Here is a 21,603-nt window from a genome sequence, read left to right on the forward strand (position 1 = left end):
ATGTCCCGGCCATCGACATTTGCGCCATGCTCCATCAACACGTCATTGCGAGCGTAGCGAAGCAATCCAGACTGCCTCTCCGGAAAGACTCTCGATTGCTTCGCTACGCTCGCAATGACGGAAGAATGCGCTGCCCTATCTCACCACGGCCCGCTTCGGCTCGACGATCTCGAACATGCGCGGGAATTCGTCCATCAGGCCCATCAGCTCGGCGAGGCGCATCGGATTGCCGGCGAATTTGACCTTGCCGGCGGCCACCGCCTCCGGGAAGCTGGTCAGTTTGGCGATCACCTCGTCGAGCGTCGACCGCGCGAGCGTGAAGCTGGCATCGGCATTGTCCGCCTGCATGCCCTCTGTGTAGGTCAGCGCGCAGTTCTCCAGATTGAGCACGAAGCTCTCACCGGTGTCAGAAAAATCCCAGTTCAGCACGATGTGCTTTCCTTCCGCCTTGGGTCCGTTGAGGCGGATGCCGAGCACGTCCCAGAGCTGTGCGGTGCGCAGCGCCGCCAGCGTCTCGCGCGGCATCGGCGGGCGTGCCGGCACCTTCGGCATGCCCTGGCGCAATTCCTGCGCGCCGAACAGATAGGCATTGCGCCAGGTCGCGCTTTCTGCGGCGTAGCCGAGCTGCTCCAGCGTATCCGCCAGCAACGCACGCGCGGCCTGATTGTCCGGCTCGGCAAAGACGAGATGGCCGAGCGCCTGCGCCACGAAGCGGAATTCGCCCTTGTCGAAATCGACACGTGCCCGCGCGAGGATGGCGTCGGCGCCGCCCATGTACTCGACATACTTCTTGCCCGACTCGACCGGCGGCAGCGGGTCGAGATTGACCGGATTGGCGTCGTACCACCCCAGGTACTTTTGATAGATCGCCTTCACATTGTGCCGGATGTGGCCGTAATAGCCGCGGCCGTGCCAGGCGCCCTCCAGGCTCTTGGGCAGCTGGATCGCTTCGGCGATCTCGGCCGCGGTGAGGCCGTGGTTCATCAGGCGAATGGTCTGGTCATGCGCGAATTTGTAGAGGTCGCGCTGCTGCCGGATCATGGTGCCGATGCGTTCGCGTCCCCACACCGGCCAGTGATGCTGGCCGCACATCGCCTCCGCCTTGCCGTCCCAGAGCTGCAAGGCCTCGCCCAGATATTTCGACCAGGCCAGCGCGTCGCGCACGTCGGCGCCGCGGAACGGCAGCAGATTGTGGAAATTGTGGGTGCAATTTTCGGCGAGGTTCAACAGCTTGTAGCGGGGGATGAAGAAATGCATCTCCGCCGGCGCTTCGCTGTTCGGCGCCATCTGGAACTCGAACTCGACGCCGTCGATCACGCGCCGGTCGCCGGTCGCCATGATCAAATCGGTCGGCCGCAGCAGTGCCACTGAACCTGCCGCCATCGACTTGCCGAGCCCGCAATCGACCTGCCCGCGCGCGCCCTTGGCGAGGAGCGGCCCGAACTGGTATTGCGCCCGGCGCAGCATCGCAGGTCCCGCGATGATGTTCTCGGAGACGGCATGCTCCATGAACAAGTTCGGCGCGATGATCGGCACGCGGCCGCTCGCGAGCGCATCCTCCTCCAGCACGCCGCGCGCGCCGCCCCAATGGTCGGTGTGGGTATGAGTGAAGATCACGGCCGCGACCGGCCGCTGGCCGCGGTGCTTGTAGTAGAGATCAAGCGCGGCGCGCGCGCCCTCGATCGAGGTCAGGGCGTCGACGACGATGACGCCACTGTCGCCTTCGATCAGCGTCATGTTGGCGATGTCGAGCCCGCGCACCTGGTAGATTCCGGGTACGACCTCGAACAGGCCGTGCTGCATGTTGAGCCGCGACTGCCGCCACAGGCTCGGATTGACCGTGGCCGGCGCCTGCTCGGCGGCGAGAAAGCCGTAAGGCTCGAGGCTCCAGACCGTCCGCCCTTGCGGATTGGTGATCGCCGCGTTTTCGATCGTGCCGAGGAAGCCGCGCGCGGCGTCGTCGAAATCGCGCGTGTCGGAGAACGGCAGCGCATTCAGCATCGCCGTTTGCTGCGCGACGACGGACGGCGTTGCGCCCTTCGGCGCGTCGCTGGCTTCAATGCTGCTCATAAGGCCCTCCCCGGCTCGTCGCTCGTGGGAGGCATCTAACCGCATCTCGATTGCGGTTCCAACAGGTCCTTACGCGGCCAAACCTCCAGTCACCGGCTTGCCGGAGGCGCGCATCTCCGCCATCCGCAGCTCCCGCGCCAGCACGTAGCCGCCCCCGTCCTGCTTGGCGCGGTACATCGCCCGGTCGGAGCGCGATAACAGCCCCTCCACCGTGCGTCCATCCTGCGGCGCGACGGCAACGCCGACGCTGACGCCGAGCCCGATCACCTGCCCGTCGACATCATAGGGCGCGCTGATCGATTGCACGATCCGCCGTGCCATCGCTTCCGCATCGGCCGCCGCGCGCTGCACCAGGATGAACTCGTCGCCGCCCATCCGGACCACGAGATCATCAGCTGCGGCAAGCGCCTTGAGCCGTCCGGCCACCTGCTTGAGCAGCGCGTCGCCGACGGGATGGCCGAAGCGGTCATTGGCCTCCTTGAAGCGGTCGAGATCGAGGGCGTGGACCGCGATCGTGCTGGAAGTTCCATCCGCCAGCATTCGCGGGAGATTCTCCGCCAGCACCGAACGGTTAAAGACGCCGGTCATCGAGTCCGAGCGCGCGAGCTGCTCGAACTGTCGTTTGAGCGTGATCTGGCTGATCGAGGCATTGAAGCTCAGCCGCACCATCTCGAAGCTCGCGGCCACATACATCAGGATGAGGAGCCCGAGCCCGACATGCCGCAAATCGGGCTGCATCAACGTCACGATCGCAGCAGGCGCGGCGATCGCGACGAGATCGAGCAACGCTGCGACGGGCCGCAGCGCCAGCCGCGCCACCACGCCGGCACCGAAGCCGAAACCAATGCCGACCGCCATCACGCAGCAGAGCGCATCGCCCAGCACGATGCTGCGCGCCGCAAACACGCCGAGCACCAAGGCCGTCATGACGGTGCCGGCAATGTACCGCCGTTCCCAGCGCGCGGCCTCGGCCCGATCCAGCTGCGGCGGCTGCGTGAGGCGACGGCGGAACGCAGCGATTTCGAACAGACGGATGATGGCCACCACGACACCGGCGACCGTAAGGGCTGCCGTTATTGCGTCACCGGTCTCGTAGGTTGTGATCGCGCCGACCATCACCTGGCAGACGGCGGCGAGAATAGTGGGCACCGTCGTGCCGTGCAGCCCCGTGATCACTTCCATGTAGACGGCGTCGGAAATCGATGCCCGTCCGGATTCCATTCTGTTGAACAACATGCCAGCCCCATCCGCTGGCACGGTTCTACCGCACATCCGTAAAAATGCGTGCACCGCACAGTGGTGGCATTTGAGCGAGCAGATTTACCTCGCGTTAGCCATGCGTCGCCCGACGCTCGGTTACATCCCCAGCAATCTCGGCAGCCACAGCGACAGACCGGGCCAGTATGTCACGACCACCAGGAATCCCAGCATGGTCAGGAGCCATGGCCACACCGCGACCGTGAGCTCGGTGATACCCATCTTGGCGATGCCCGAGGCGACGTAGAGATTGAGGCCGACCGGGGGATGGCACAGCCCCACCTCCATGTTGACCGTCATCAGGATGCCGAAATGGATCGGATCGATGCCGAGCTTGATCGCAACCGGAAACAGGATCGGCGCCATGATCAGGATGATCGAGGACGGCTCCATCACGTTGCCCGCCACCAGCAGCAGGAGATTGACGAGGAGGAGGAAGCCGATCCAGCCCAGGCCCTGGTCGATCATCCATTGCGCCAGCGCTTGCGGCACGTTCTCGTAGGTCATCAGGAACGAGAACAAGACGGCGTTGGTGATGATGTAGAGCAGCATCGCCGAAAGATTTGCCGACGACAGCAGCACGCGCGGCACGTCTCGCAGCTTCAGATCCTTGTAGATGAACACTGCGACGATGAAGGCGTACACGGCGCTGACGGCGGCAGCTTCGGTCGGTGTGAACAGGCCGCTGTAGATGCCGCCGATCACGATCACGATCAGCAGGATACCCCAGATCGACTTGCGGAACGCATCGAAGCGTTCGTAGAAGGTTGCTTTCGGCATCCTCGGATAGTCGTTACGCCAGGCCCGATAGAACGTCGTGGCGCCGAGCAGCATGGCGAGCACCATTCCCGGCACGATGCCGGCGATGAACAGCTTGCCGACGGAGGTGTTGGTGGAGACGGCAAAAAGCACCATCGGAATCGACGGTGGAATGAGAATTCCAAGCGAGCCCGAGGTCGTGATCACGCCCGCCCCGAACCTCTTCGGAAATCCCTGCGCGACCATTGCGGGCAGGATCACCGATCCGATCGCCACTACGGTGGCCGGCGACGAGCCGGAAATCGCGGCGAACAGCGCGCAGGCGACGACGCCCGAGAGCGCGAGGCCGCCGTACCAATGCCCGACCAGCGAAGTCGCGAACGCGATCATCCGGCGCGCCACGCCGCCATGGGTCAGGAAGTTGCCGGCAAGGATGAAGAACGGGATCGCCATGATCTCGAAGCTCTCGATGCCGGTGAACAGTTTCAGCGCCACCGATTCCGTTCGCACGTCGGTCAGCGTGAACATGAAGCTGAGCACGGTCAGGCCGAGCGCGATCGAGATTGGCATGCCCGTGAGCATCAACGACAGCAGAAGGCCGAAAACGACGGCGACACGCATGCCCTGCGGCAGCGTGATCACGTGCGCTGAATGGGCGAAGCACACGGCCACGATCAGGACCGGCAACAACATCAGGACCCAGCCGAGCGGGCTGCGCTCGTCGCGGATGACCTGACTGCGCGTGACCGGGGCCGGATGGACCGGGTCTACTTCCACGCCCTCGACGCCGGCCACGTCGTGATGCGGCAGCTCGCCGGTGTGATAGAACGACCAGGCGACTTGCAGGAAGCGGAAGCACATCAGCCCGGAGCCGAGCGGGATGGTGAGATACACCAGCCACATCGGCGCTTCCAGATCGTTGGATTGCTGGCCGGTCTGCCACATCTGACCGACGAACGCAGCCCCGAAATAGCACACGATCGCAGTGAAAAGAGCGCCGCACATCAGGCCGAACGTGATGACGCGGCGGCGCGATCCGCCGGGAAGGATGTTGACCAGGACGTCGACGCCGACATGGATGCCAGTGCGCACCCCGTAGGCCGCACCGAACTTCGCCATCCAGATGAACATGTAGATGCAGAGCTCCTGCGCCCAGGACAGGTCGAGAGCGGCAAGCCAGACGAACGCGGCTCGCATGGGGACGGCCAGGAAGGTCAGGTTGCGGGCCTCCGCCCATTTGGCGATGTCGATCGACAGCCCGGCGCCATATCGGTGCAGCACGGCAACGAAGATGAGCGATGTCGCGGCCGCGATCATCGTCGCGATCAGCCATTCCTCGAGATGATTGAGCACACGATTCAATGCACGCAGCAACTTGGTCCCCTCAGCTTGGCTCATCATTCAAGAGCAACGGCCGGGAGTGCGATCACTCCCGACCGTTCATGGTTGTTCTCAAAGCGCGCCGGCGTCAGTTCATCTTGACGTCGAGTTCCTTGGCGACGAGATCAAGCACCTCCTGCCCAACCCGCCCCTTTGCCCATTTGTAGGTCGGCTGCATCGCTTCCTGCCACGCCTTGCGATCGGCGTCAGTCAGATAATGCAGCGTGGTCTTGCCTGTCTTCTTGATCTCGGCCAGCGCGTCTTCGTTCTCCTGGTGCGCGATCTTGTTGGTGTAGTCGGTCGCCTCGTTCATCGCCTTCTCGAGCTGGGCGCGGATATCCGGCGGCAGGCCGGACCAGAATTTCGAATTGACGATGACAGCATATTGCAGGTGCGCGTGATAGGACACCGTGATGTCCTTCTGCACCTCGTAGAACTTCTGCGTCAGGTAGTTGGACGCGGTGTTCTCGCAGCCGTCGACCACGCCCGTCTGCAAAGCCTGGTAGACTTCGGAAAACGCCATGATCTGGGGGATCGAGCCCATGATCCGGAGATATTGGTCGGCGACCTTCGATCCGGAGATGCGGAATTTGAGACCCTGGAAATCGGCCGGCTTCATCAGGGGACGGTTGGCGGAGAGCATGTGGAAGCCGTTGTCCCAATAAGCGAGCCCGGTGATGCCCTTGGTCTCGAGCCTCTCGAACAGCCACTTGCCGATCGTGCCCTTCATCGCGTTCGAATAGGTCTGGTCGTCCTTGAACAGCCAGGGCAGGTCGAGCGCCTCGAATTCCTTGATACCGAGCGGTGCGAACTTCGCGGTGGAGGGGGCGAGCATCTGCACCGAGCCGAGCTGCAGCGCCTCGATCTCCTCCTTGTCCTTGTACAGCGTGGAGTTCGGGTAGATTTCAACCTTGACCTTGCCGTCGGTGTACTTCTCCGCGAGCTCCTTGAACTTCAGGGCGCCCTTGCCCTTGGGAGTGTCGTTGGCGACGACGTGGCTGAATTTGATGACGATCGGGCTCTGGGCCTCGACAACGGCGGGCGCCACGAAAATGGCCGCGGCGGCGACCGCAAGAAGCAGCTTGCGCATGAACGAACCTCCCAACAACCTCTAAAACCGGGTCTTTTTTGTTTTCCGATTTCAGTAGTGACAGCAATCCGCCACCCGAACAACTAGACCTAAGCCCAATTTGCCGCAGCCAGGCTATCTTGTGCAACCCGGCTCCCGCTGCCGTTCCCGGAAGCGAGCGCTTATGTCGCATTGCGGCAGTGCGATCAGCCGTTGCGCTGGGCGACCATGAACAGACGCCGGAACGGAAACAGCGTCTGTCCCGCGGCGTTCTTCGGGTAGGCTTTCGCGACCCGCATCCCATAGGCGGCTTCGAATGCCGCCTTCTCGTCGCCCTGCAAGATGTCGAGATAGCGCGTCAGCCAGGTCCCCTTGGTCCACTCCTTCACGGGGTTCTCGCCTTCCAGCACCTGCAGATATTCGGTCTCCCAGATGTCGATATTGGCCGACATCGGAGCAAGAAGACCGTGATAATAGGCCGGCGCTTCGACCGGCGGCGGCGTGACGAGATGCTCGACCTTGGACCGCCAGGGACCGTTCAGCGCGGTCTCGCCGATCAGCACATGCGAGGGCGCAAGAAAGTTGCGCGGCATCTGCACCGCGAGGATCCCGCCGGGCGTCACCTTCTCCATGATCGATGGAAACAGTGCCGCATGATTGGGCAGCCAGTGCAGCGCGGCATTGGAATAGACGACGTCATATTGCTTCGTCGGGCGCCAACGGCCGAGGTCCTCGTGGGACCATTCCACGTCCGGCGCCGCCTTGCGGCCGGCGGCAACCATCTCGGCTGAGCCCTCGACACCGGCCACCGTCGCGTCCGGCCAACGCTCCTTGATCAGCCTGGTGACGTTGCCGGCGCCGGCGCCGAGATCGGCAACCGCACGCGGACCAGAATCCGGAATCCGCATCAAGAGGTCGACGGCGGGCCGAAGCCGGTGGCCGGAGAACTTTAGATATTGCTGCGGATCCCACACCATCGCTCGGCGCCTTTTCTTTTTCGTGTTTCCTTCAACGCGGCTCTTGGTTACCACTGCTCGTCCCGTTCAGGCAATTCGCAAGCCGGCGGGACGGGGCAGGAAACGAACAGCAAAAAACAAACAAGAGGGCGTGTCACCATGGATCTCGGGCTCAAATCGAAAACCGCCGTCGTCACCGGAGCGAGCGTCGGCATCGGCCGTGCCATCGCGAAGGGCTTGGCTGCCGAAGGCGTGCGCGTCGTCGGCGTGGCACGGCGCACCGATCTGCTCGCCGAGCTGGTGACGGAAGTCGGCTCCGGCCTGATCACGCCGTTCGAGCAGGACGTGATGGCCAAGGACGCGGCGGAGAACATTTCGGCCTTCGCGCTCAAAGAACTCGGCCATGTCGACATCCTCATCAACAACGCCGGCGGCAGCCGCCCCCTCCCCGTCGATGCGCCCGACAGCCAATGGGACGAGGCGATCGCGCTGAATTTCACCAGCTACCGCCGCATCGCGCATGCGCTGCTGCCGCAGATGATCGAACGCAAATGGGGCCGCATCGTCAACATCACCGGCAAGTCCGAGCCGGAAGGCCTCAACGCCGCGTTCGCCGCCAAAGCCGCCGTGCACGCCTGGGCCAAGGGCCTGTCGCGCGAGATCGGCGAGCACGGCATCACCATCAATTGCATCCCGCCCGGCCGCATCATGAGCGAACAGATCCGCCGCAACTACGCGCCTGATTATCGCGAGCGCTTCGCGGAAGAAGAGATTCCTGTCGGATATTGGGGCGAGCCGGAAGACCTTGCGGCGTTGGCGGTGTTTCTGGCGTCACCCGTGGCGCGCTACATCACGGGCACGGTGATCCCGGTGGACGGGGGGCTGCGGAGGTATCAGTTCTGAGGCTATCATCCCTGGCGTCCATCAGTCCCGGAGGCGGGTCCTTTCCGGACTGTCTTCAGGAGGAGCGGAAAGTGCTAGTTCGCCCTGACGAACTGGCTAAGGACACCAGCAGAGCGGTGACGAACCGCCCGCAATCATCTCCATACCTCCAAAAGGATTTGACCGCCTGCCCGATGGCAGCCTTGCAATCGTGCGGCGCGAGGTCCTTCCAGACGGGATAGTTGCCGTTTAGCGTCGTTAGCCTAGCCGAAAACAACGTAAGCCATCGCTAGCGGGCCCGCGACTGATCAATGCCGTCCTGATGAATCTTGGCCCTTTATGGACAGCGATGGAGCCTTATCGCCACCGAGTTGGCCCACATGCAGCATTGTCGGGTTCTTTCGAGGCCCCGCAACGGATGGTCCTTGACCATTGATCTAAATCAACCGACGACAGGTTGGTTCGTTCTCCTCTCAAAAGAATCGCTGGTCATCGTAATCGTACCGAAATCGAGCGATCGAGCTTCAATTGGAGAAAGGATGAAGCAGACTTGGTAACCTTTGAATTGCCCTTACGGAGCTTTTCAAGGTTGGACGCAAGACCAACAAGAACGGCGATTCAGGTTGCAGCGATATCGCCTCACCCTATTCGCAATCGTTCCGCAATGGGGGTGGGGATATGCGAGACGGCAAGTTCTTCGATAGCCCCGCAGGCTTGACGGTAGCCAGAATTATCTCGCTAACCGGCGCCGAATGTCACGACGCGACACGACTTTCACATCTGATTACAAACGTTGCGCCACTTGAACTCGCCGGGCCGAATGACCTCGTTTTTATCGAAAGCGGCAAGTACGCCGACGCGCTGACTACAACGCGCGCGGGGGCCTGCCTGATGCTTCATCGCTTCGAAAACTGCGCCCCAAGTACTCTCATCTCGCTGCTTGCGAAGCAGCCCTACCAAGCATTTGTCGACGTCCATAGCGAACTTTACCCCCGATCTCTTCGGCCCACCTCCGTTTACGAAGCCAGCGATATAGCTTCCGGCTCGACGATCCATCCAACTGCGCGCCTTGCTGACGGAATCACGGTTGATCCGGGAGCCGTGATCGGACCCCGAGCTGAGATTGGAGCGGGAAGCATCATCTCCGCCACGGCCGTGATCGGCCCGGATGTTCTGATAGGCCGCAACTGCACGATTGGCGCGGGCTGTTCGATTACACATACGCTCATGGGCGAGCGCGTCGTAATCCATCCGGGTTCCCATATTGGGCAGGACGGTTTTGGCTATGTCGCCGGTGTCCGATGGCAAAAAGTCCCGCAGACCGGGCGAGTCATTATCCATGACGACGTAGAGATCGGAGCCGGCACGACGATCGATCGGGGCGGTATAAGAGACACGATCATCGGAGAAGCTACAAAGATCGACAATCTCTGTCAGATCGGTCACAACGTAGTCATTGGCCGCAATTGTATCATCGTCGCACAATCGGGTCTTAGTGGCAGCGTTACGATTGAAGATTTTGTCGTCCTTGGTGGCAGAGTTGCGATTGCTCCTCACGTCACGATAGGCAAGGGTGCAAGGGTGGCGGGGGGCTCGGGAGTTATGACCAACGTTCCCCCGGGAACGACCTGGGGTGGCTATCCAGCCCGGCCTAGAATGCAATGGATGCGGCAACTCGCTACGCTGGCTCGACTTACGAAATCGGGCATATAGCTGCCGCCACCCCGAAGCCTCCGTAAAAAACACGCAAGGCCCCGCAGGGCGACCTCATCCCAGCGGCAAGTTCTCCGCGATCGCGGAGAACGAGGCTACTGCAGAGGTTGGCGCTGTTATTCGATCACGTCATCCGCGCGCACCAGCAACGACGGAGGTATCTCCACGCCGAGCGCCTTTGCGGTCTTGTGGTTGATAACCGTCTTGAACTGCGTCGGCTGCTCGATGGGAATCTCGGCGGGGCTGGCACCCTTCAAGATCTTGTCGACGAAAACAGCCGCGTGGCGGAACATTGCGGTGAAGTCCACCCCGTAACCCATCAGGGCGGCCCCCCGGGAGGCGACAATGGGTGCGGCGACCGATGGCACGCGGCACTTGTCCACGATCGCGGCGACCACGGACGTGTTGGTGACGAACGCGTTTGCGTCCGTGATCACGAGGCCGTCCATAGGGTTAGAGCCGACGAGTGACAGCGCGCTTTCGAGATCGCCGGGGACGTCGACCTCGATAGGTAGCAGCTCCATCTTCAACGCCTGCGCTGCGTTCCTCATGGTGCTCATTGTAGCGTTGTTCAGTGGATTTCCTCGCTGCATGAGCACCCCTACGCGTCTCGTCGAGGGAGCCAGGCCTGCGAGAATCTCCAAGCGCTTTGCAGCCAGTTCTGTCAGGAAAAAGGTCTGTCCCGTGATGTTGCCGCCAGGATGAGCCATGCTGGCTGCAAGGCCTATGGTCACCAGATCGGGGCCCACGATCATCACCGTCGGGATTTTTGCCGTTGCGTTGTGAGCGGCAAGAATCCCGGGAAATGTGGCTGTGACGAGAACGTCAATATCAAGAGCGACGAGTTCGTGCGCAAGCGCCGGCAGCCTTGCGTCGTCGCCACCGGCGTCGCGATATTCGACATGAACGTTCACGCCGTCAACCCAACCGAGATCGCCGAGCCCCTTGAGGAATGCGTCTACTTCCAAATTCCGCGGTGGCGGGAGGAGAAGGCCAATTCGAGGTCTTCGCTTCGCTTGCTGTGCTCGCGCTGCCAGAGGCAACGCAGACGCCACACCAACCAGAGTCAGGAATTCTCGTCGTTTCATTACCAATCCAATCTCATACACTCCGGCTGAGAACAGCCAGTGTTCTACGTTGCTCCAAGCGAACTGACGACCGGATCGGGGAGGCGGCAGTCTGCACCGGAGGCGATGACTTCTGCTCTCCCCAGACTCGGGACCTGCCGTGCCCTACGCCAACCGACGAGAAGGGCCAAGAAACGACGTCATTCCCGCAACAGCTGCTTGGATCATGGCGAGAGCGATGCCACGTAGGCAGCCAGCGCGATCATGTCGTTCTGCGACAGCTTTTCGACAGTCTGTTGCATCAGGGAGCTTGCGTTTGCCACGCGCCCCCCGCTTTGAAACTCATGAAGCTGGCGCACGATGTAGGTCGGCGAGCGCCCGGCAATCGGCGGAATATCACCGACGCCCTTCAGCTCCGGACCGTGGCAGCTACCGCAGGCAACGGTTATTCCCGATCCGCCCGTCTTGGCGAGTGTTTCTCCCCTCGTCAGGCTTCCAACCGGCACATAGGCTGTGAAGGTCGCTCGGGAGTCTCGGAGCTCGAATTGATCCACATCGTCCGGCATCTCGACGATGCGCGGGCCGAGGATTTCGGAGCCGCCCTCGGGGCTTTTGACGAAGAACAAGCGGGACGGCCCCGTCTTTGGAATGCTTTCGCTTTCGACGACCTTGATAATCTGCTGGGGCTTCTGCGCAGAGAAATACGCTGCCGCAGCACGCACCTCGGCGTCGGTCATGGCTTTGACTGACGCCATCATCAATTGTGTGGCAGGCCTCTCCGGCCCCGACATCTTTCGCGCGCCGCTTTTGAAATCAGCGAGTTGCTGAACAAGATAGCTCTCCGGCAAGCCCGCCAGACTCGCATTTTCAGGACCGCCGGTGCCCTCGACGCGATGGCACGATCCGCAAGCGCGGACATCCGGCTTTCGTCCGTTGGCAACGATCTCCGGCATGGCCGGATGGTCATCAGGATGCCAATCAGGCGCAAAGAAAAGGTCGCGCGCCTGCTTCCAGCTGAACGCGGCATTACTGCCGGCGAGTTGATTGGGCTTGTCGTCAGCCGGGGGCACCTTCACGGTCGGATCCCACAAGAACGCCCAGGCCGGAAGCCCATTCTGCGCCAAGGCAGCCGTTGCTGTAAGGATCACGGCTGCCCACAAAATTGGCACAGACATCTTCATGGCAATAAACCTCTGCAATGTATCGAGTAAAATCACCAAAAAAGAAAAAAGAAACTTAGCACTTCGAAAGCGGAATGCCGGAGCTGCACGCCCAGATCTGCTTCACCACAGGAAGCGCACATCGCTCCTTCACGGGAAGCACACAATGGTCTTTTGTCGACCGGTGCAATCCTGGCATCCTGCCAGTGTTTTGCCCGACGCGTCAACGTCATGGCCGCGGCGAATGTCGTCGCTGCGCGTTTCGGAAATCCCTTATTAATCAAGGGGCCTTCTACTGTGCATGGGGTTGTTTTCGCGTTTTTTTGTTTTGAGCCCTTAAAAAAAACACGCAAGACCCCGCATGACCACTCACCCGGCCTGCAAGATCTCCGCGATCGCCGCCCCCGCCGCGATGGTGCCGAGCTTGCCGCCGACATCGCGTGTTGCCCTGCCCTCGCCGATCGCCTTCGCTACCGCCGCCTCGATCGCACGCGCGGCTTCCTCGTAGCGGACCGCGCCACTCTTCTCGCCATGCCAGGCCAGCAACAACGCCGTCGACAGGATCAACGAGACTGGATTGGCAACGTCCTGCCCGGCAATGTCAGGCGCCGAGCCGTGCGCGGCCTGCGCCATGGCGTGGCTGTGACCGACATTGAGCGAGCCGCCGAGCCCGAGGCTGCCCGAGAGTTCGGCGGTGAGATCGGACAGGATGTCGCCGAACATGTTGGTGGCGACGATGACGTCGAAGCGGTCGGGGTTGCGCACCACATGCGCCATCATGGCGTCGACGAGGATGTCGTCGACCCCGAGGCCGGGATAGGCGATAGCCGCGTCGCGGCAGATGTCGAGGAACATGCCGTCGCCGAGCTTGAGCACATTGGCCTTGTGCACAATGGTGAGATGCTTGCGCCGCTTCATCGCCAGACGGCAGGCGGCGTGCGCGATGCGCTCGCAGCAAAGGCGCGTGATCCGGCGCAGCGAGATCACGACATCCGATGTGACCAGCATCTCGCCATTGCCCTGCTCCATGTTGCGGTCGGCGTAAAACCCTTCCGTGTTCTCGCGCACCACGACGAGGTCGAAATCGCCGACCCGGCCGGACAGCCCCGCATAGGTGCGAGCGGGCCTTAGATTGGCGTAGAGGTCGAGGTTCTTGCGAAAATAGCGCGACGGGTTGATCTCGCCATGGGCTTCGTCCTTGAAATCGAAGGTCGCGGTCGGCCCGAGCACTAGGCCATCGGCGGCGCGGACGATGTCGAGCAGCTCGGGGCGCACCGTCGTACCGAATTGTTTGAGGCTCGCATGGCCGACTACGTGCTCCTCCAGGCGCAGGTTGAGCTGGAAGCGTTCGGAGGCCGCGCGCAGCACGCCTGATGTCGCGGTCGTGATCTCGGGCCCGATGCCGTCACCGGGCAAAACGACGATGTGCATGGCGCTCCCCTGACATTGCAGCCGTTCGCGCGATCATACGCCGGCGCCCGGAATCATCGCCCAGCCTTCGCGCATACACTGCATGCAAGCATATGCCTGTGGAAGGCGGCCGCGCCGTAGTACATGCCAAAGTCCCCTGGAGCCGGCCGCCGGAGCAACGCGCCCACGCAATGACAATCACGTTACCTGCCACCGCGCGCAAGCCCGACCACACCATTTCCGACGGCCTTCCAGCCGCACAGCGGCGCTGGGCCATTGCCGCGATCTTCACCGCGCTGGCGATGGCCTCGCTCGACACCGCGATCGCCAACATCGCGCTGCCCGCCATTGCCGGCGACCTGCATGTCAGCCCGGAGCAATCGGTCTGGGTGGTCAACGTCTACCAGATCGCGTTGGTGGCGACGCTGCTGCCGTTGGGAGCACTCGGCGAGATCGTCGGGCACCAGCGCATCTATCTCGGCGGATTGATCCTGTTCACCATCGCTTCGCTGTTTTGCGCGGTGGCCTGGTCGCTGGAGAGCCTGCTGGTTGCGCGCACGCTGCAAGGGCTGGGTGCGAGCGGCATCATGAGCGTCAACACGGCGCTGGTGCGTTTCGTCTATCCCGGCCGGATGCTCGGCCGTGGCTTCGGCCACAACGCGCTGGTGGTCGCGACCGCCTTTACCTTCGGTCCCTCGATCGCCTCCGCCATCCTCGCGGTCGGCCCGTGGCCATGGCTGTTCGCCGTCAACATCCCGTTCGGCCTCGTCGCGATCGGCATCGGCTTTGCGATGCTGCCGAAGACGCCGCGCGCCGATCACGGCTTTGACTTTCTCGGCGCGGCCCTCGCGTCGGCCTGCCTCGGCCTGTTCATCACAGGCATCGGCAGTGCCGCGCACAATCTCTCACCGGTGGTGGTAGGCATCGAGCTGGTCACGGCTCTCGCGCTCGGCTTCATCCTGACGCGCCGCCATGCCGATCATCCGGCCCCGATGCTGCCGATTGATCTGTTCAGTCGGCCGATGTTCGCGCTGTCGGCGGCGACGGCCGTGTGCTCCTTTGCCGTGCAGGGTCTCGCCTTCGTCTCGTTGCCGTTCTATTTCGAGGACGTGCTGGGTCGTTCGCAGGTCGAGACCGGCTTTTTCATGACGCCATGGCCGCTGGTGGTCGGCATCATGGCGCCGATCGCCGGACGCCTCTCCGACCGGCACGCGGTCGGATTGCTCGGCGGCATCGGGCTCGTGCTGCTCGGCCTCGGCATGGCGTTGCTCGCGATGCTGCCAGCCAATCCTGCGATCCCCGACATCATCTGGCGGATGGTGATCTGCGGCATGGGGTTCGGCTTCTTCCAGGCGCCGAACATGAAGGCGGTGATGTCGAGTGCGCCGCCGCATCGCAGCGGCAGCGCCTCGGGCATCGTCGCCACCGCGCGCCTGACCGGGCAGACCACGGGGGCGGCGCTCGCCGCGCTCTGCTTCTCGCTCGCTGGTCACGATGGCGCAGTCGTGGCATTGGCACTCGGCGCCGGCTTCGCAGCGCTCGGCAGCGTGATGAGCTTTTTGCGGCTGGCGGTGAAGTAGACCGTCAGGCCAGATGTCGGGCCGCCGTCACCTCGACGGTCGCGACCGGAACGACCGTCTCTTCGTCGAGTGCGGCGAGGCGCTCATCGATGGCAGCGATCACCTTGCGCGAGAACGGCCCGAGATGCGCATAGGCAGCGATCATCTGCACGGCGATCCGCGCCGATGTGGTGTCGCGCTTGGCGCAGTTCATGAAGGTCTGCCACAGCGGCCCGCGCGCCTCGGGAAGGGCCGTGACCACCTTGTGCACCGTTTCCATCGCGCCGATCCGGGCGCGGATATCGCCTTCCGCGAGCTCCTGGCGCTGGCGAGAGCGGTCGAGCAGCGTCATCAGACGGTCGATGCGCCTTGCATAGGCCTCCGGGCTGTAGATGTGCTCCAGCACGCGCTTGTAGTCCGTCAGGATGTCGCGCAATGGGCGCACCGGATCAAAGTTGATCCCGGCGGTGCACTGATCGGCGCCGATGGTCGGCGCCAAATCGTGGCCCGGATGCAGCCGGCCCTCGCGCTCGAGGCGGCGCGTCAGCTGCGTGTTCGGCAAGGCATAGAGCAGGCCGACCATGCTGACCGGGATCGCCGCCTCTTCGATGAAGTCGATCATGGCATCCGCCATCGAGAGCTTCTCATTGTCGAAGCCGACGATGAAACCCGCGGTGACGAGCATGCCCGCGGCGTAGATCTTGTGGATGCTCTCGGCGATGTTGCGCCGCGTGTTCTGCTTCTTCCGCATCGCGACCAGCGTCGCCGGATCCGGACTTTCAATGCCGACGAAGATGGCGAAGAAATTCGCCTGGCCCATCAGGTCCAATAGCTCGGGATCGTCGGCCAGATTGACCGAGGCTTCAGTCGACAGTTCGAAGGGATAGCCGTGGGCACGCTGCCATTCGGCCAGCTGAGGCAGGAACAGCCGCAGCGACTTCTTGTTGCCGATGAAATTGTCGTCGACGAAGTCGAGATGGCCGCGGTAACCCATGGCGTAGAGCCTGTCGAGCTCGACCAGCATTTGCTCATTCGTCTTGGTTCGCGGCACCCGGCCATAGAGCTCGATGATGTCGCAGAACTCGCAGGTGAACGGGCAACCGCGGGAATACTGCACACCGAGATAAAGGTAGTCCTCGAACTTGAGCAGGTCGAAGCGCGGCACCGGCGTCTTGGTGACGTCGGCCTGGAATTTCGGCGCGATGAAGACGCCGGAGCGTGCGCCACTGTCCCAGGCCGCGACGAATTCGTGGAGAACGCTTTCGGCCTCTCCGAGCACCTGAAAGTCGGCCCTCTCATAGATATGGGGGCTCGAGGTGGGATCGGGACCGCCGACGACCACCGGCTTGCCCGCGGCACGGCAAATTTCGATCAGGCGCAGCGTGTCGGCCTGCTGCGGCATCATTCCGCCGGTGAAGACGACGTCGGCCCAGGAAAGATCCTCGTCGCTGAAGGATTCCGTGTTGCAATCGATCAGCCGGACCGTCCAGCTCTCGGGCAACATCGCGGCAACGGTGATCAGCCCCAAAGGGGCCGCGGGCCGCTTCACGCCCAATACTTTGCAGGATTCGCCAAAGCTCCAGAAGGACTCTGCCGAGAACAGCGGATAGAGCATCAGGACGTTGCAAGGCTGCGGTACGTTCATGGAACCCCTTTTTGGCTGATTCCACTGTAGCAGAGCATTGTCGACTTGCACCCTGCCAAAAGGGACAAACTGTCGCTCTCGGTTCCACGGGCGTCGGCGCGGAAGCCGGTAGACGTCGCCCCAAACCATGCCGCGGGCGCTCAGGGAAGGAATCCCCGGCGGCTGCCCCTCGGACTATTGATTTGAACGTTTCCAATTTGCCGGACACATTGCGCCCCTGAGTCCAATCGGTGGATTGGGCCAATCAGGGGACTGCGATGGCAAACCTAACAATCAACGGAAAAACCTTCACGCTCGAGGTCGAGCCGGATACGCCGCTGCTCTGGGCGATCCGCGAGAACGCCGGCCTGACCGGCACCAAATATGGCTGCGGCATTGCACAATGCGGTGCCTGCACGGTTCACATCGACGGCGTCGCCATTCGCTCCTGCGGCGTTTCGGTCGGCGAGGCCGCGGGCAAGAAGATCACGACCATCGAAGGGCTCGCCTCCGGCAACGCGCTGCACAAGGTGCAGGAAGCCTGGATCGCCCAGGACGTTCCGCAATGCGGCTATTGCCAGAGTGGAATGATCATGGCGGTGGCGGCGCTGCTGAGCGAGAAGCCGAAGCCGACCGACGCCGACATCGACGAGGCCATCACCAATATCTGCCGCTGCGGCACCTTCCAGCAGGTGCGCGAAGCGATCCACACGATCGCAAGCGCGTAAGGAGCCGCCACATGAACAAGCATGTCTCTCCCAGGATGAACCGCCGTGCCTTCGTCATCGGCACCGCCGCGGTCGGCGCGGGTCTCGCAATCGGCCTCGATATCCCCTTCGGCGGCCCCGCCGTGGTCCGCGCGGCCGACGGCTCCCCCGAGATCGGCGCCTGGGTGGTGGTCAGGCCCGACGACACCGTCGTCATCCGCATCGCCCGCTCCGAAATGGGCCAGGGCTCGCTCACCGGCCTCGCCCAGCTCGTCGCCGAGGAACTCGAATGCGACTGGTCGAAGGTCTCGACCGAATATCCGACACCGGGCCAGAGCGTCGCCCGCAAGCGCGTCTGGGGCGATTTCTCGACCGGCGGCAGCCGCGGCATCCGTTCTTCGCAAGACTATGTCCGCAAGGGCGGCGCCACCGCCCGCGTGATGCTGATCCAGGCCGCCGCCGAGGCGTGGAAAGTGCCGGCGTCGGAATGCACGGCCGCCAACAGCGTCATCACGCACACGCCGTCCGGCAAGACCACGACTTATGGCAAGGTCGCCGAGGCCGCGGCCAAGCTGACGCCGCCGGCCGACGTCAAGCTGAAGGACCCGAAGGACTGGAAGCTGATCGGCAAGGGCGTGAAGCGGCTGGACACCGCCGAGAAGACCACCGGCACCATGATCTACGGCATCGACGTCAAGCTGCCGGGCATGCTGAACGCCGCGATCAAGGATTGCCCGGTGTTCGGCGGCAAGCTGAAGAGCTTTGACGAAGCCAAGGTCACCGGCATGAAGGGCGTCAAGAAGGTCGTCAAGGTCGGCGATACCGCGGTCGCGGTCGTTGCCGACACCTGGTGGCACGCCAAGACCGCGCTGGATGCGCTGCCGATCGTCTGGGACGAGGGCGACAACGCCAAGGTCTCAAGCGAGTCGATCGCGAAATGGCTGACGGAGGGCCTGGCCAATGAGCAGCCGGCCTATGTCGGCAACAAGAACGGCGATGCCAAGGCGGCGATTGCTACTGCCGCCAAGAAGATCGAGGCCGTCTACAGCTATCCCTACCAGAACCACGCCACCATGGAGCCGATGAATGCCACGGCGGTCTACACGGCGGACAAGTGCGAGGTCTGGTGCGGCACGCAGAACGGCGAGGCGGCCTTCGCGGCCACGTTGGAAGCGTCGGGCCTCCCGGCGGAGAAGTGCGACGTGCACAAGGTGATGCCGGGCGGCGGCTTCGGCCGGCGTGGCCAGACCGACTATGTCCGTCAGGCCGTCATGATCGCCAAGCAGATGCCGGGGACGCCGATCAAGCTATTGTGGTCGCGCGAAGAGGACATGGCGCACGGCCGATATCACCCGATCACCCAGTGCAAGATGACCGGCGCGTTCGATGCCGACAACAATCTGGTCGCGCTGCACTACCGCCTTTCCGGGCAATCGATCCTGTTCTCGCTCCGTCCCGAAGCGCTGCAGAACGGCATGGATCCGGCCGCATTCCAGGGCGTCGCCCAGACCGGCGAAGCCGCGTTCGGTTATTCCGTACCAAACCTCCTGGTCGAGCATGCGATGCGCAACCCGCACGTTCCGCCGGGCTTCTGGCGCGGCGTCAACGTCAATCACAACGCGATCTACATGGAATGCTTCATGGACGAGCTGGCCCAGGCCGCAGGCCAGGACCCGCTCGAATTCCGCCGCAAGCTGATGGGCAATCACCCCAAGCATCTGGCGGTGCTCAATGCCGTGGCCGAGAAGATCGGCTGGAGCACCCCGGCGCCGCAGGGCATCTATCGCGGCATCGCGCAGGTCATGGGCTATGGCAGCTATGTCGCCGGCGCCGCCGAAATCTCGGTGACCGACGGCAACAAGATCAAGGTGCATCGTATCGTCGCCTCCACCGATCCCGGCTACGTCGTCAATCCGGCACAGGTGGAGCGGCAGATCGCGGGGTCCTTCGTCTATGGCCTCTCCGCGCTGTTCTACGGCGGCTGCACCGTCAAGGACGGTAAGATCGAGCAGACCAACTTCGACACCTACAATTCGATGCGCATCAACGAGATGCCGAAGGTCGAATCGGTGATGGTGCCGAGCGGCGGGTTCTGGGGCGGTGTCGGCGAGCCGACCATCGGCGTCGCGGCGCCGGCGGTGCTCAATGCGTACTTCGCGGCGACGGGCAAGCGCATCCGTTCGGTGCCGTTGCGCGACCAGAACATCACCTTCGCCTGAGAAACGCCGCGGCGGCCTTAACGGTCGCCGCGGCACACGTTCCGGACAAGACTCATGAATGCGTCGGTGACACGGCGGGATGCCGTGCTCGGCATCGCCGCCGCGGCCACATCATTCGCCGTCCCTTCGATCCTGCGCGCGCAATCGGCGGGCCGCGTCGTCGTGGTCGGCGGCGGCTTTGGCGGTGCGGCCTGTGCGCGCGCGCTGAAGCGCGCGCAGGCAAACTTGCAAATCATCCTGATCGAACCCAGTACCGTCTTCACCTCCTGCCCCTTCAGCAACGAGGTGATCGCCGGCCTGCGCGACATCGAAGCTCAGCAATTTGGCTATGACAGGCTCGGTGCCGAGGGCATCACGGTGATCAGCCAAGCCGTAACCACAATCGAGCCGCAGTTGCGCAGTGTCGTGACGGCCGATGGCGTTGCGCTGCCCTATGACCGCCTCGTCCTCTCTCCCGGCATCGACTTCCATTTCGAAGCCCTGCCCGGCTACGACGACGCGTCATCGGGAAAAATGCCGCACGCCTGGAAGGCCGGCGCACAGACGCTGCTGCTGCGCCGGCAATTGGAGGAAATGCCGGACGGCGGCACCGTTGCCATTGCCATCCCCGCCAATCCCTCGCGCTGTCCGCCGGCGCCTTACGAGCGCGCCAGCCTGATCGCGCATTACCTGAAAACGAGGAAACCGCGCTCGAAGGTCTTGATCCTCGATGCCAAGGACACTTTCTCCCAGCAGCGGCTGTTCGAGAAGGCGTGGAAGGAGCTTTACGGCGACATGATCGAACGCATCGGGCTGTCGCAAGGCGGTCGCGTGACCTCGGTCGATGCCGCGACCAGGACCATCGTCACCGAATTCGGCAACTACACGCCTGATGTCGCCAACGTCATTCCGCCGCAACGCGCCGCGCGCATCGCCCAGATCGCGGGCGCCGCGGATGCGACCGGCTGGTGCCCGATCGACCCCGTTACCTTCCAGTCGAAGCTTGTCCAGAACGTCCACGTCATCGGCGATGCCTGCCTCGGCGGGGGCATTCCCAAATCGGCATCCGCGGCAAGCGCACAGGGCAAGGCCTGCGCTGCTGCGATCGTGAACCTCCTTGCCGGCCGCGCACCAGAAGCGCCGCGACTGACAGGCGTCTGCTACAACATCGTCGCACCCGGCTACGGCTTTTCGCTCGCGGGCAATTACCAGCCCAAGGGCGACATCTTCGCCGAGGTCGAGGGCGGCGCGACCAGCCCGGTCGATGCACCGCGCGAATTGCGCGCCCGCGAGGCGGCTGAAGCCGAGCACTGGTTTCAAACCATCACGGCGGACACCTTTGGCTAAGGCATCGGTCCATATCGCAGCTCTGATCGCCGCCAGTTGCGCCTTCGCCTGCCATGTGGGAGCCGAGGAGCTCCTGCCCTACAACATCGCCGGCGACGGCATCGCGGAATCGCTCACCGGCGCGCCCGGCGATGCCGCGCGCGGACGCGCGCTGGTGCTCGCGCGCACGACAACCTGCATCCTGTGCCATTCCGGCCCGTTCTCGGAGACCCGGTTCCAGGGCGACCTCGCGCCTGACCTCTCGGGTGCGGGGAACCGCTGGACGGTGAGCCAGTTGCGGCTTCGACTGGTCGATGCAGCGCGTTTAAACCCCGAGACCATCATGCCGTCCTATTATCGCAACGACCACCTCGTGCGGGTCGGGCGAAATTTCGTCGGTAAGCCGATCTTGTCCGCCGCCGAGATCGAGGACATCGTGGCTTTTCTTGCAACGCTTCGGGACTAG

General features: G+C 63.2%; 16 protein-coding genes and 1 pseudogene. 7 read left to right on the plus strand and 10 right to left on the minus strand.

All coding sequences use genetic code 11. The features are described from left to right. Nucleotides 1-135: 135 nt before the first annotated feature. The 6 genes and pseudogenes from AC0L2J_RS20535 to AC0L2J_RS20560 all read right to left on the minus strand — a co-directional run bounded on the left by AC0L2J_RS20535 (nt 136) and on the right by AC0L2J_RS20560 (nt 7,512). On the minus strand, nt 136-2,070 hold the full coding sequence (locus AC0L2J_RS20535) for an alkyl/aryl-sulfatase (RefSeq protein ID WP_473393612.1): 1,935 nt from the start codon (nt 2,068-2,070) through the stop codon (nt 136-138). Nucleotides 2,071-2,139: 69 nt separating this feature from the next. Continuing rightward, nucleotides 2,140-3,306, minus strand: coding sequence for a diguanylate cyclase domain-containing protein (locus AC0L2J_RS20540; protein ID WP_473393617.1), 1,167 nt, complete (start codon nt 3,304-3,306; stop codon nt 2,140-2,142). 120 nt (nt 3,307-3,426) lie between these two features. Beyond that, complete coding sequence (locus AC0L2J_RS20545) at nt 3,427-4,707, minus strand: TRAP transporter large permease (RefSeq protein ID WP_473247804.1); 1,281 nt, start codon at nt 4,705-4,707, stop codon at nt 3,427-3,429. Between the two features lie 222 nt (nt 4,708-4,929). Next, nucleotides 4,930-5,487 (minus strand): annotated as a pseudogene (locus AC0L2J_RS20550) (TRAP transporter small permease); the annotation flags it as partial. A gap of 67 nt (nt 5,488-5,554) precedes the next feature. Next, nucleotides 5,555-6,556 (minus strand): DctP family TRAP transporter solute-binding subunit, encoded by a 1,002-nt coding sequence (locus AC0L2J_RS20555; RefSeq protein ID WP_007607658.1) that lies wholly within the window; start codon nt 6,554-6,556, stop codon nt 5,555-5,557. Between the two features lie 185 nt (nt 6,557-6,741). Continuing rightward, nucleotides 6,742-7,512, minus strand: a complete 771-nt coding sequence (locus AC0L2J_RS20560; protein WP_473393624.1) for a methyltransferase domain-containing protein — start codon at nt 7,510-7,512, stop codon at nt 6,742-6,744. Between the two features lie 138 nt (nt 7,513-7,650). Here AC0L2J_RS20560 and AC0L2J_RS20565 point away from each other — a divergent pair, with 138 nt between their 5' ends. Next, the gene (locus AC0L2J_RS20565; protein ID WP_473393628.1) at nt 7,651-8,394 is read left to right on the plus strand and encodes an SDR family NAD(P)-dependent oxidoreductase; all 744 of its coding nucleotides are present in this window, start codon (nt 7,651-7,653) and stop codon (nt 8,392-8,394) included. Between the two features lie 657 nt (nt 8,395-9,051). Continuing rightward, nucleotides 9,052-10,086: a UDP-3-O-(3-hydroxymyristoyl)glucosamine N-acyltransferase gene (gene lpxD / locus AC0L2J_RS20570; RefSeq protein WP_473393630.1), complete on the plus strand. Its 1,035-nt coding sequence runs from the start codon at nt 9,052-9,054 to the stop codon at nt 10,084-10,086. A 116-nt stretch (nt 10,087-10,202) separates the two neighbouring features. Here lpxD and AC0L2J_RS20575 read toward each other — a convergent pair whose 3' ends face one another. The 3 genes from AC0L2J_RS20575 to AC0L2J_RS20585 all read right to left on the minus strand — a co-directional run bounded on the left by AC0L2J_RS20575 (nt 10,203) and on the right by AC0L2J_RS20585 (nt 13,744). Next, nucleotides 10,203-11,174, minus strand: a complete 972-nt coding sequence (locus AC0L2J_RS20575; RefSeq protein ID WP_473393633.1) for an ABC transporter substrate-binding protein — start codon at nt 11,172-11,174, stop codon at nt 10,203-10,205. Nucleotides 11,175-11,377: 203 nt separating this feature from the next. Continuing rightward, nucleotides 11,378-12,334, minus strand: a complete 957-nt coding sequence (locus tag AC0L2J_RS20580) for a c-type cytochrome (RefSeq protein WP_473393637.1) — start codon at nt 12,332-12,334, stop codon at nt 11,378-11,380. Between the two features lie 348 nt (nt 12,335-12,682). Then, nucleotides 12,683-13,744 carry an isocitrate/isopropylmalate dehydrogenase family protein gene (locus AC0L2J_RS20585; protein WP_473393640.1) on the minus strand — a complete coding sequence of 354 codons (1,062 nt, stop codon included), beginning with the start codon at nt 13,742-13,744 and terminating at the stop codon, nt 12,683-12,685. Between the two features lie 170 nt (nt 13,745-13,914). Between AC0L2J_RS20585 and AC0L2J_RS20590 the strand changes: the two genes are divergently transcribed. Continuing rightward, nucleotides 13,915-15,303: an MFS transporter gene (locus AC0L2J_RS20590; protein ID WP_473393644.1), complete on the plus strand. Its 1,389-nt coding sequence runs from the start codon at nt 13,915-13,917 to the stop codon at nt 15,301-15,303. Nucleotides 15,304-15,307: 4 nt separating this feature from the next. Here AC0L2J_RS20590 and AC0L2J_RS20595 read toward each other — a convergent pair whose 3' ends face one another. Beyond that, a complete protein-coding gene (locus AC0L2J_RS20595; protein ID WP_473393647.1) occupies nt 15,308-16,927 on the minus strand; it encodes a B12-binding domain-containing radical SAM protein in 1,620 nt (539 codons plus the stop codon). A 257-nt stretch (nt 16,928-17,184) separates the two neighbouring features. Between AC0L2J_RS20595 and AC0L2J_RS20600 the strand changes: the two genes are divergently transcribed. The 4 genes from AC0L2J_RS20600 to soxX are packed head-to-tail and all read left to right on the plus strand — an operon-like array spanning nt 17,185 to nt 21,603. After that, nucleotides 17,185-17,634 (plus strand): (2Fe-2S)-binding protein, encoded by a 450-nt coding sequence (locus tag AC0L2J_RS20600; RefSeq protein ID WP_473393650.1) that lies wholly within the window; start codon nt 17,185-17,187, stop codon nt 17,632-17,634. Between the two features lie 11 nt (nt 17,635-17,645). Next, nucleotides 17,646-19,832, plus strand: coding sequence for a xanthine dehydrogenase family protein molybdopterin-binding subunit (locus AC0L2J_RS20605; protein WP_473393654.1), 2,187 nt, complete (start codon nt 17,646-17,648; stop codon nt 19,830-19,832). A 54-nt stretch (nt 19,833-19,886) separates the two neighbouring features. Then, nucleotides 19,887-21,158: an FCSD flavin-binding domain-containing protein gene (locus tag AC0L2J_RS20610; RefSeq protein WP_473393658.1), complete on the plus strand. Its 1,272-nt coding sequence runs from the start codon at nt 19,887-19,889 to the stop codon at nt 21,156-21,158. Next, a complete protein-coding gene (soxX, locus tag AC0L2J_RS20615) occupies nt 21,151-21,603 on the plus strand; it encodes a sulfur oxidation c-type cytochrome SoxX (RefSeq protein ID WP_063993282.1) in 453 nt (150 codons plus the stop codon). The genes AC0L2J_RS20610 and soxX overlap by 8 nt, the downstream gene beginning before the upstream one ends.

It is taken from the genome of Bradyrhizobium sp. MV1.5 (genome assembly GCF_055807615.1).

What these genes read in the sequence shown, in the direction of transcription:
- AC0L2J_RS20535 (WP_473393612.1), bottom strand. Translation starts at nt 2,070, where the DNA reads ATGAGCAGCATTGAAGCCAGCGACGCGCCGAAGGGCGCAACGCCGTCC.
- AC0L2J_RS20540 (WP_473393617.1), bottom strand. Translation starts at nt 3,306, where the DNA reads ATGTTGTTCAACAGAATGGAATCCGGACGGGCATCGATTTCCGACGCC.
- AC0L2J_RS20545 (WP_473247804.1), bottom strand. Translation starts at nt 4,707, where the DNA reads ATGCGTGTCGCCGTCGTTTTCGGCCTTCTGCTGTCGTTGATGCTCACG.
- AC0L2J_RS20555 (WP_007607658.1), bottom strand. Translation starts at nt 6,556, where the DNA reads ATGCGCAAGCTGCTTCTTGCGGTCGCCGCCGCGGCCATTTTCGTGGCG.
- AC0L2J_RS20560 (WP_473393624.1), bottom strand. Translation starts at nt 7,512, where the DNA reads ATGGTGTGGGATCCGCAGCAATATCTAAAGTTCTCCGGCCACCGGCTT.
- AC0L2J_RS20565 (WP_473393628.1), top strand. Translation starts at nt 7,651, where the DNA reads ATGGATCTCGGGCTCAAATCGAAAACCGCCGTCGTCACCGGAGCGAGC.
- lpxD (WP_473393630.1), top strand. Translation starts at nt 9,052, where the DNA reads ATGCGAGACGGCAAGTTCTTCGATAGCCCCGCAGGCTTGACGGTAGCC.
- AC0L2J_RS20575 (WP_473393633.1), bottom strand. Translation starts at nt 11,174, where the DNA reads ATGAAACGACGAGAATTCCTGACTCTGGTTGGTGTGGCGTCTGCGTTG.
- AC0L2J_RS20580 (WP_473393637.1), bottom strand. Translation starts at nt 12,334, where the DNA reads ATGAAGATGTCTGTGCCAATTTTGTGGGCAGCCGTGATCCTTACAGCA.
- AC0L2J_RS20585 (WP_473393640.1), bottom strand. Translation starts at nt 13,744, where the DNA reads ATGCACATCGTCGTTTTGCCCGGTGACGGCATCGGGCCCGAGATCACG.
- AC0L2J_RS20590 (WP_473393644.1), top strand. Translation starts at nt 13,915, where the DNA reads ATGACAATCACGTTACCTGCCACCGCGCGCAAGCCCGACCACACCATT.
- AC0L2J_RS20595 (WP_473393647.1), bottom strand. Translation starts at nt 16,927, where the DNA reads ATGAACGTACCGCAGCCTTGCAACGTCCTGATGCTCTATCCGCTGTTC.
- AC0L2J_RS20600 (WP_473393650.1), top strand. Translation starts at nt 17,185, where the DNA reads ATGGCAAACCTAACAATCAACGGAAAAACCTTCACGCTCGAGGTCGAG.
- AC0L2J_RS20605 (WP_473393654.1), top strand. Translation starts at nt 17,646, where the DNA reads ATGAACAAGCATGTCTCTCCCAGGATGAACCGCCGTGCCTTCGTCATC.
- AC0L2J_RS20610 (WP_473393658.1), top strand. Translation starts at nt 19,887, where the DNA reads ATGAATGCGTCGGTGACACGGCGGGATGCCGTGCTCGGCATCGCCGCC.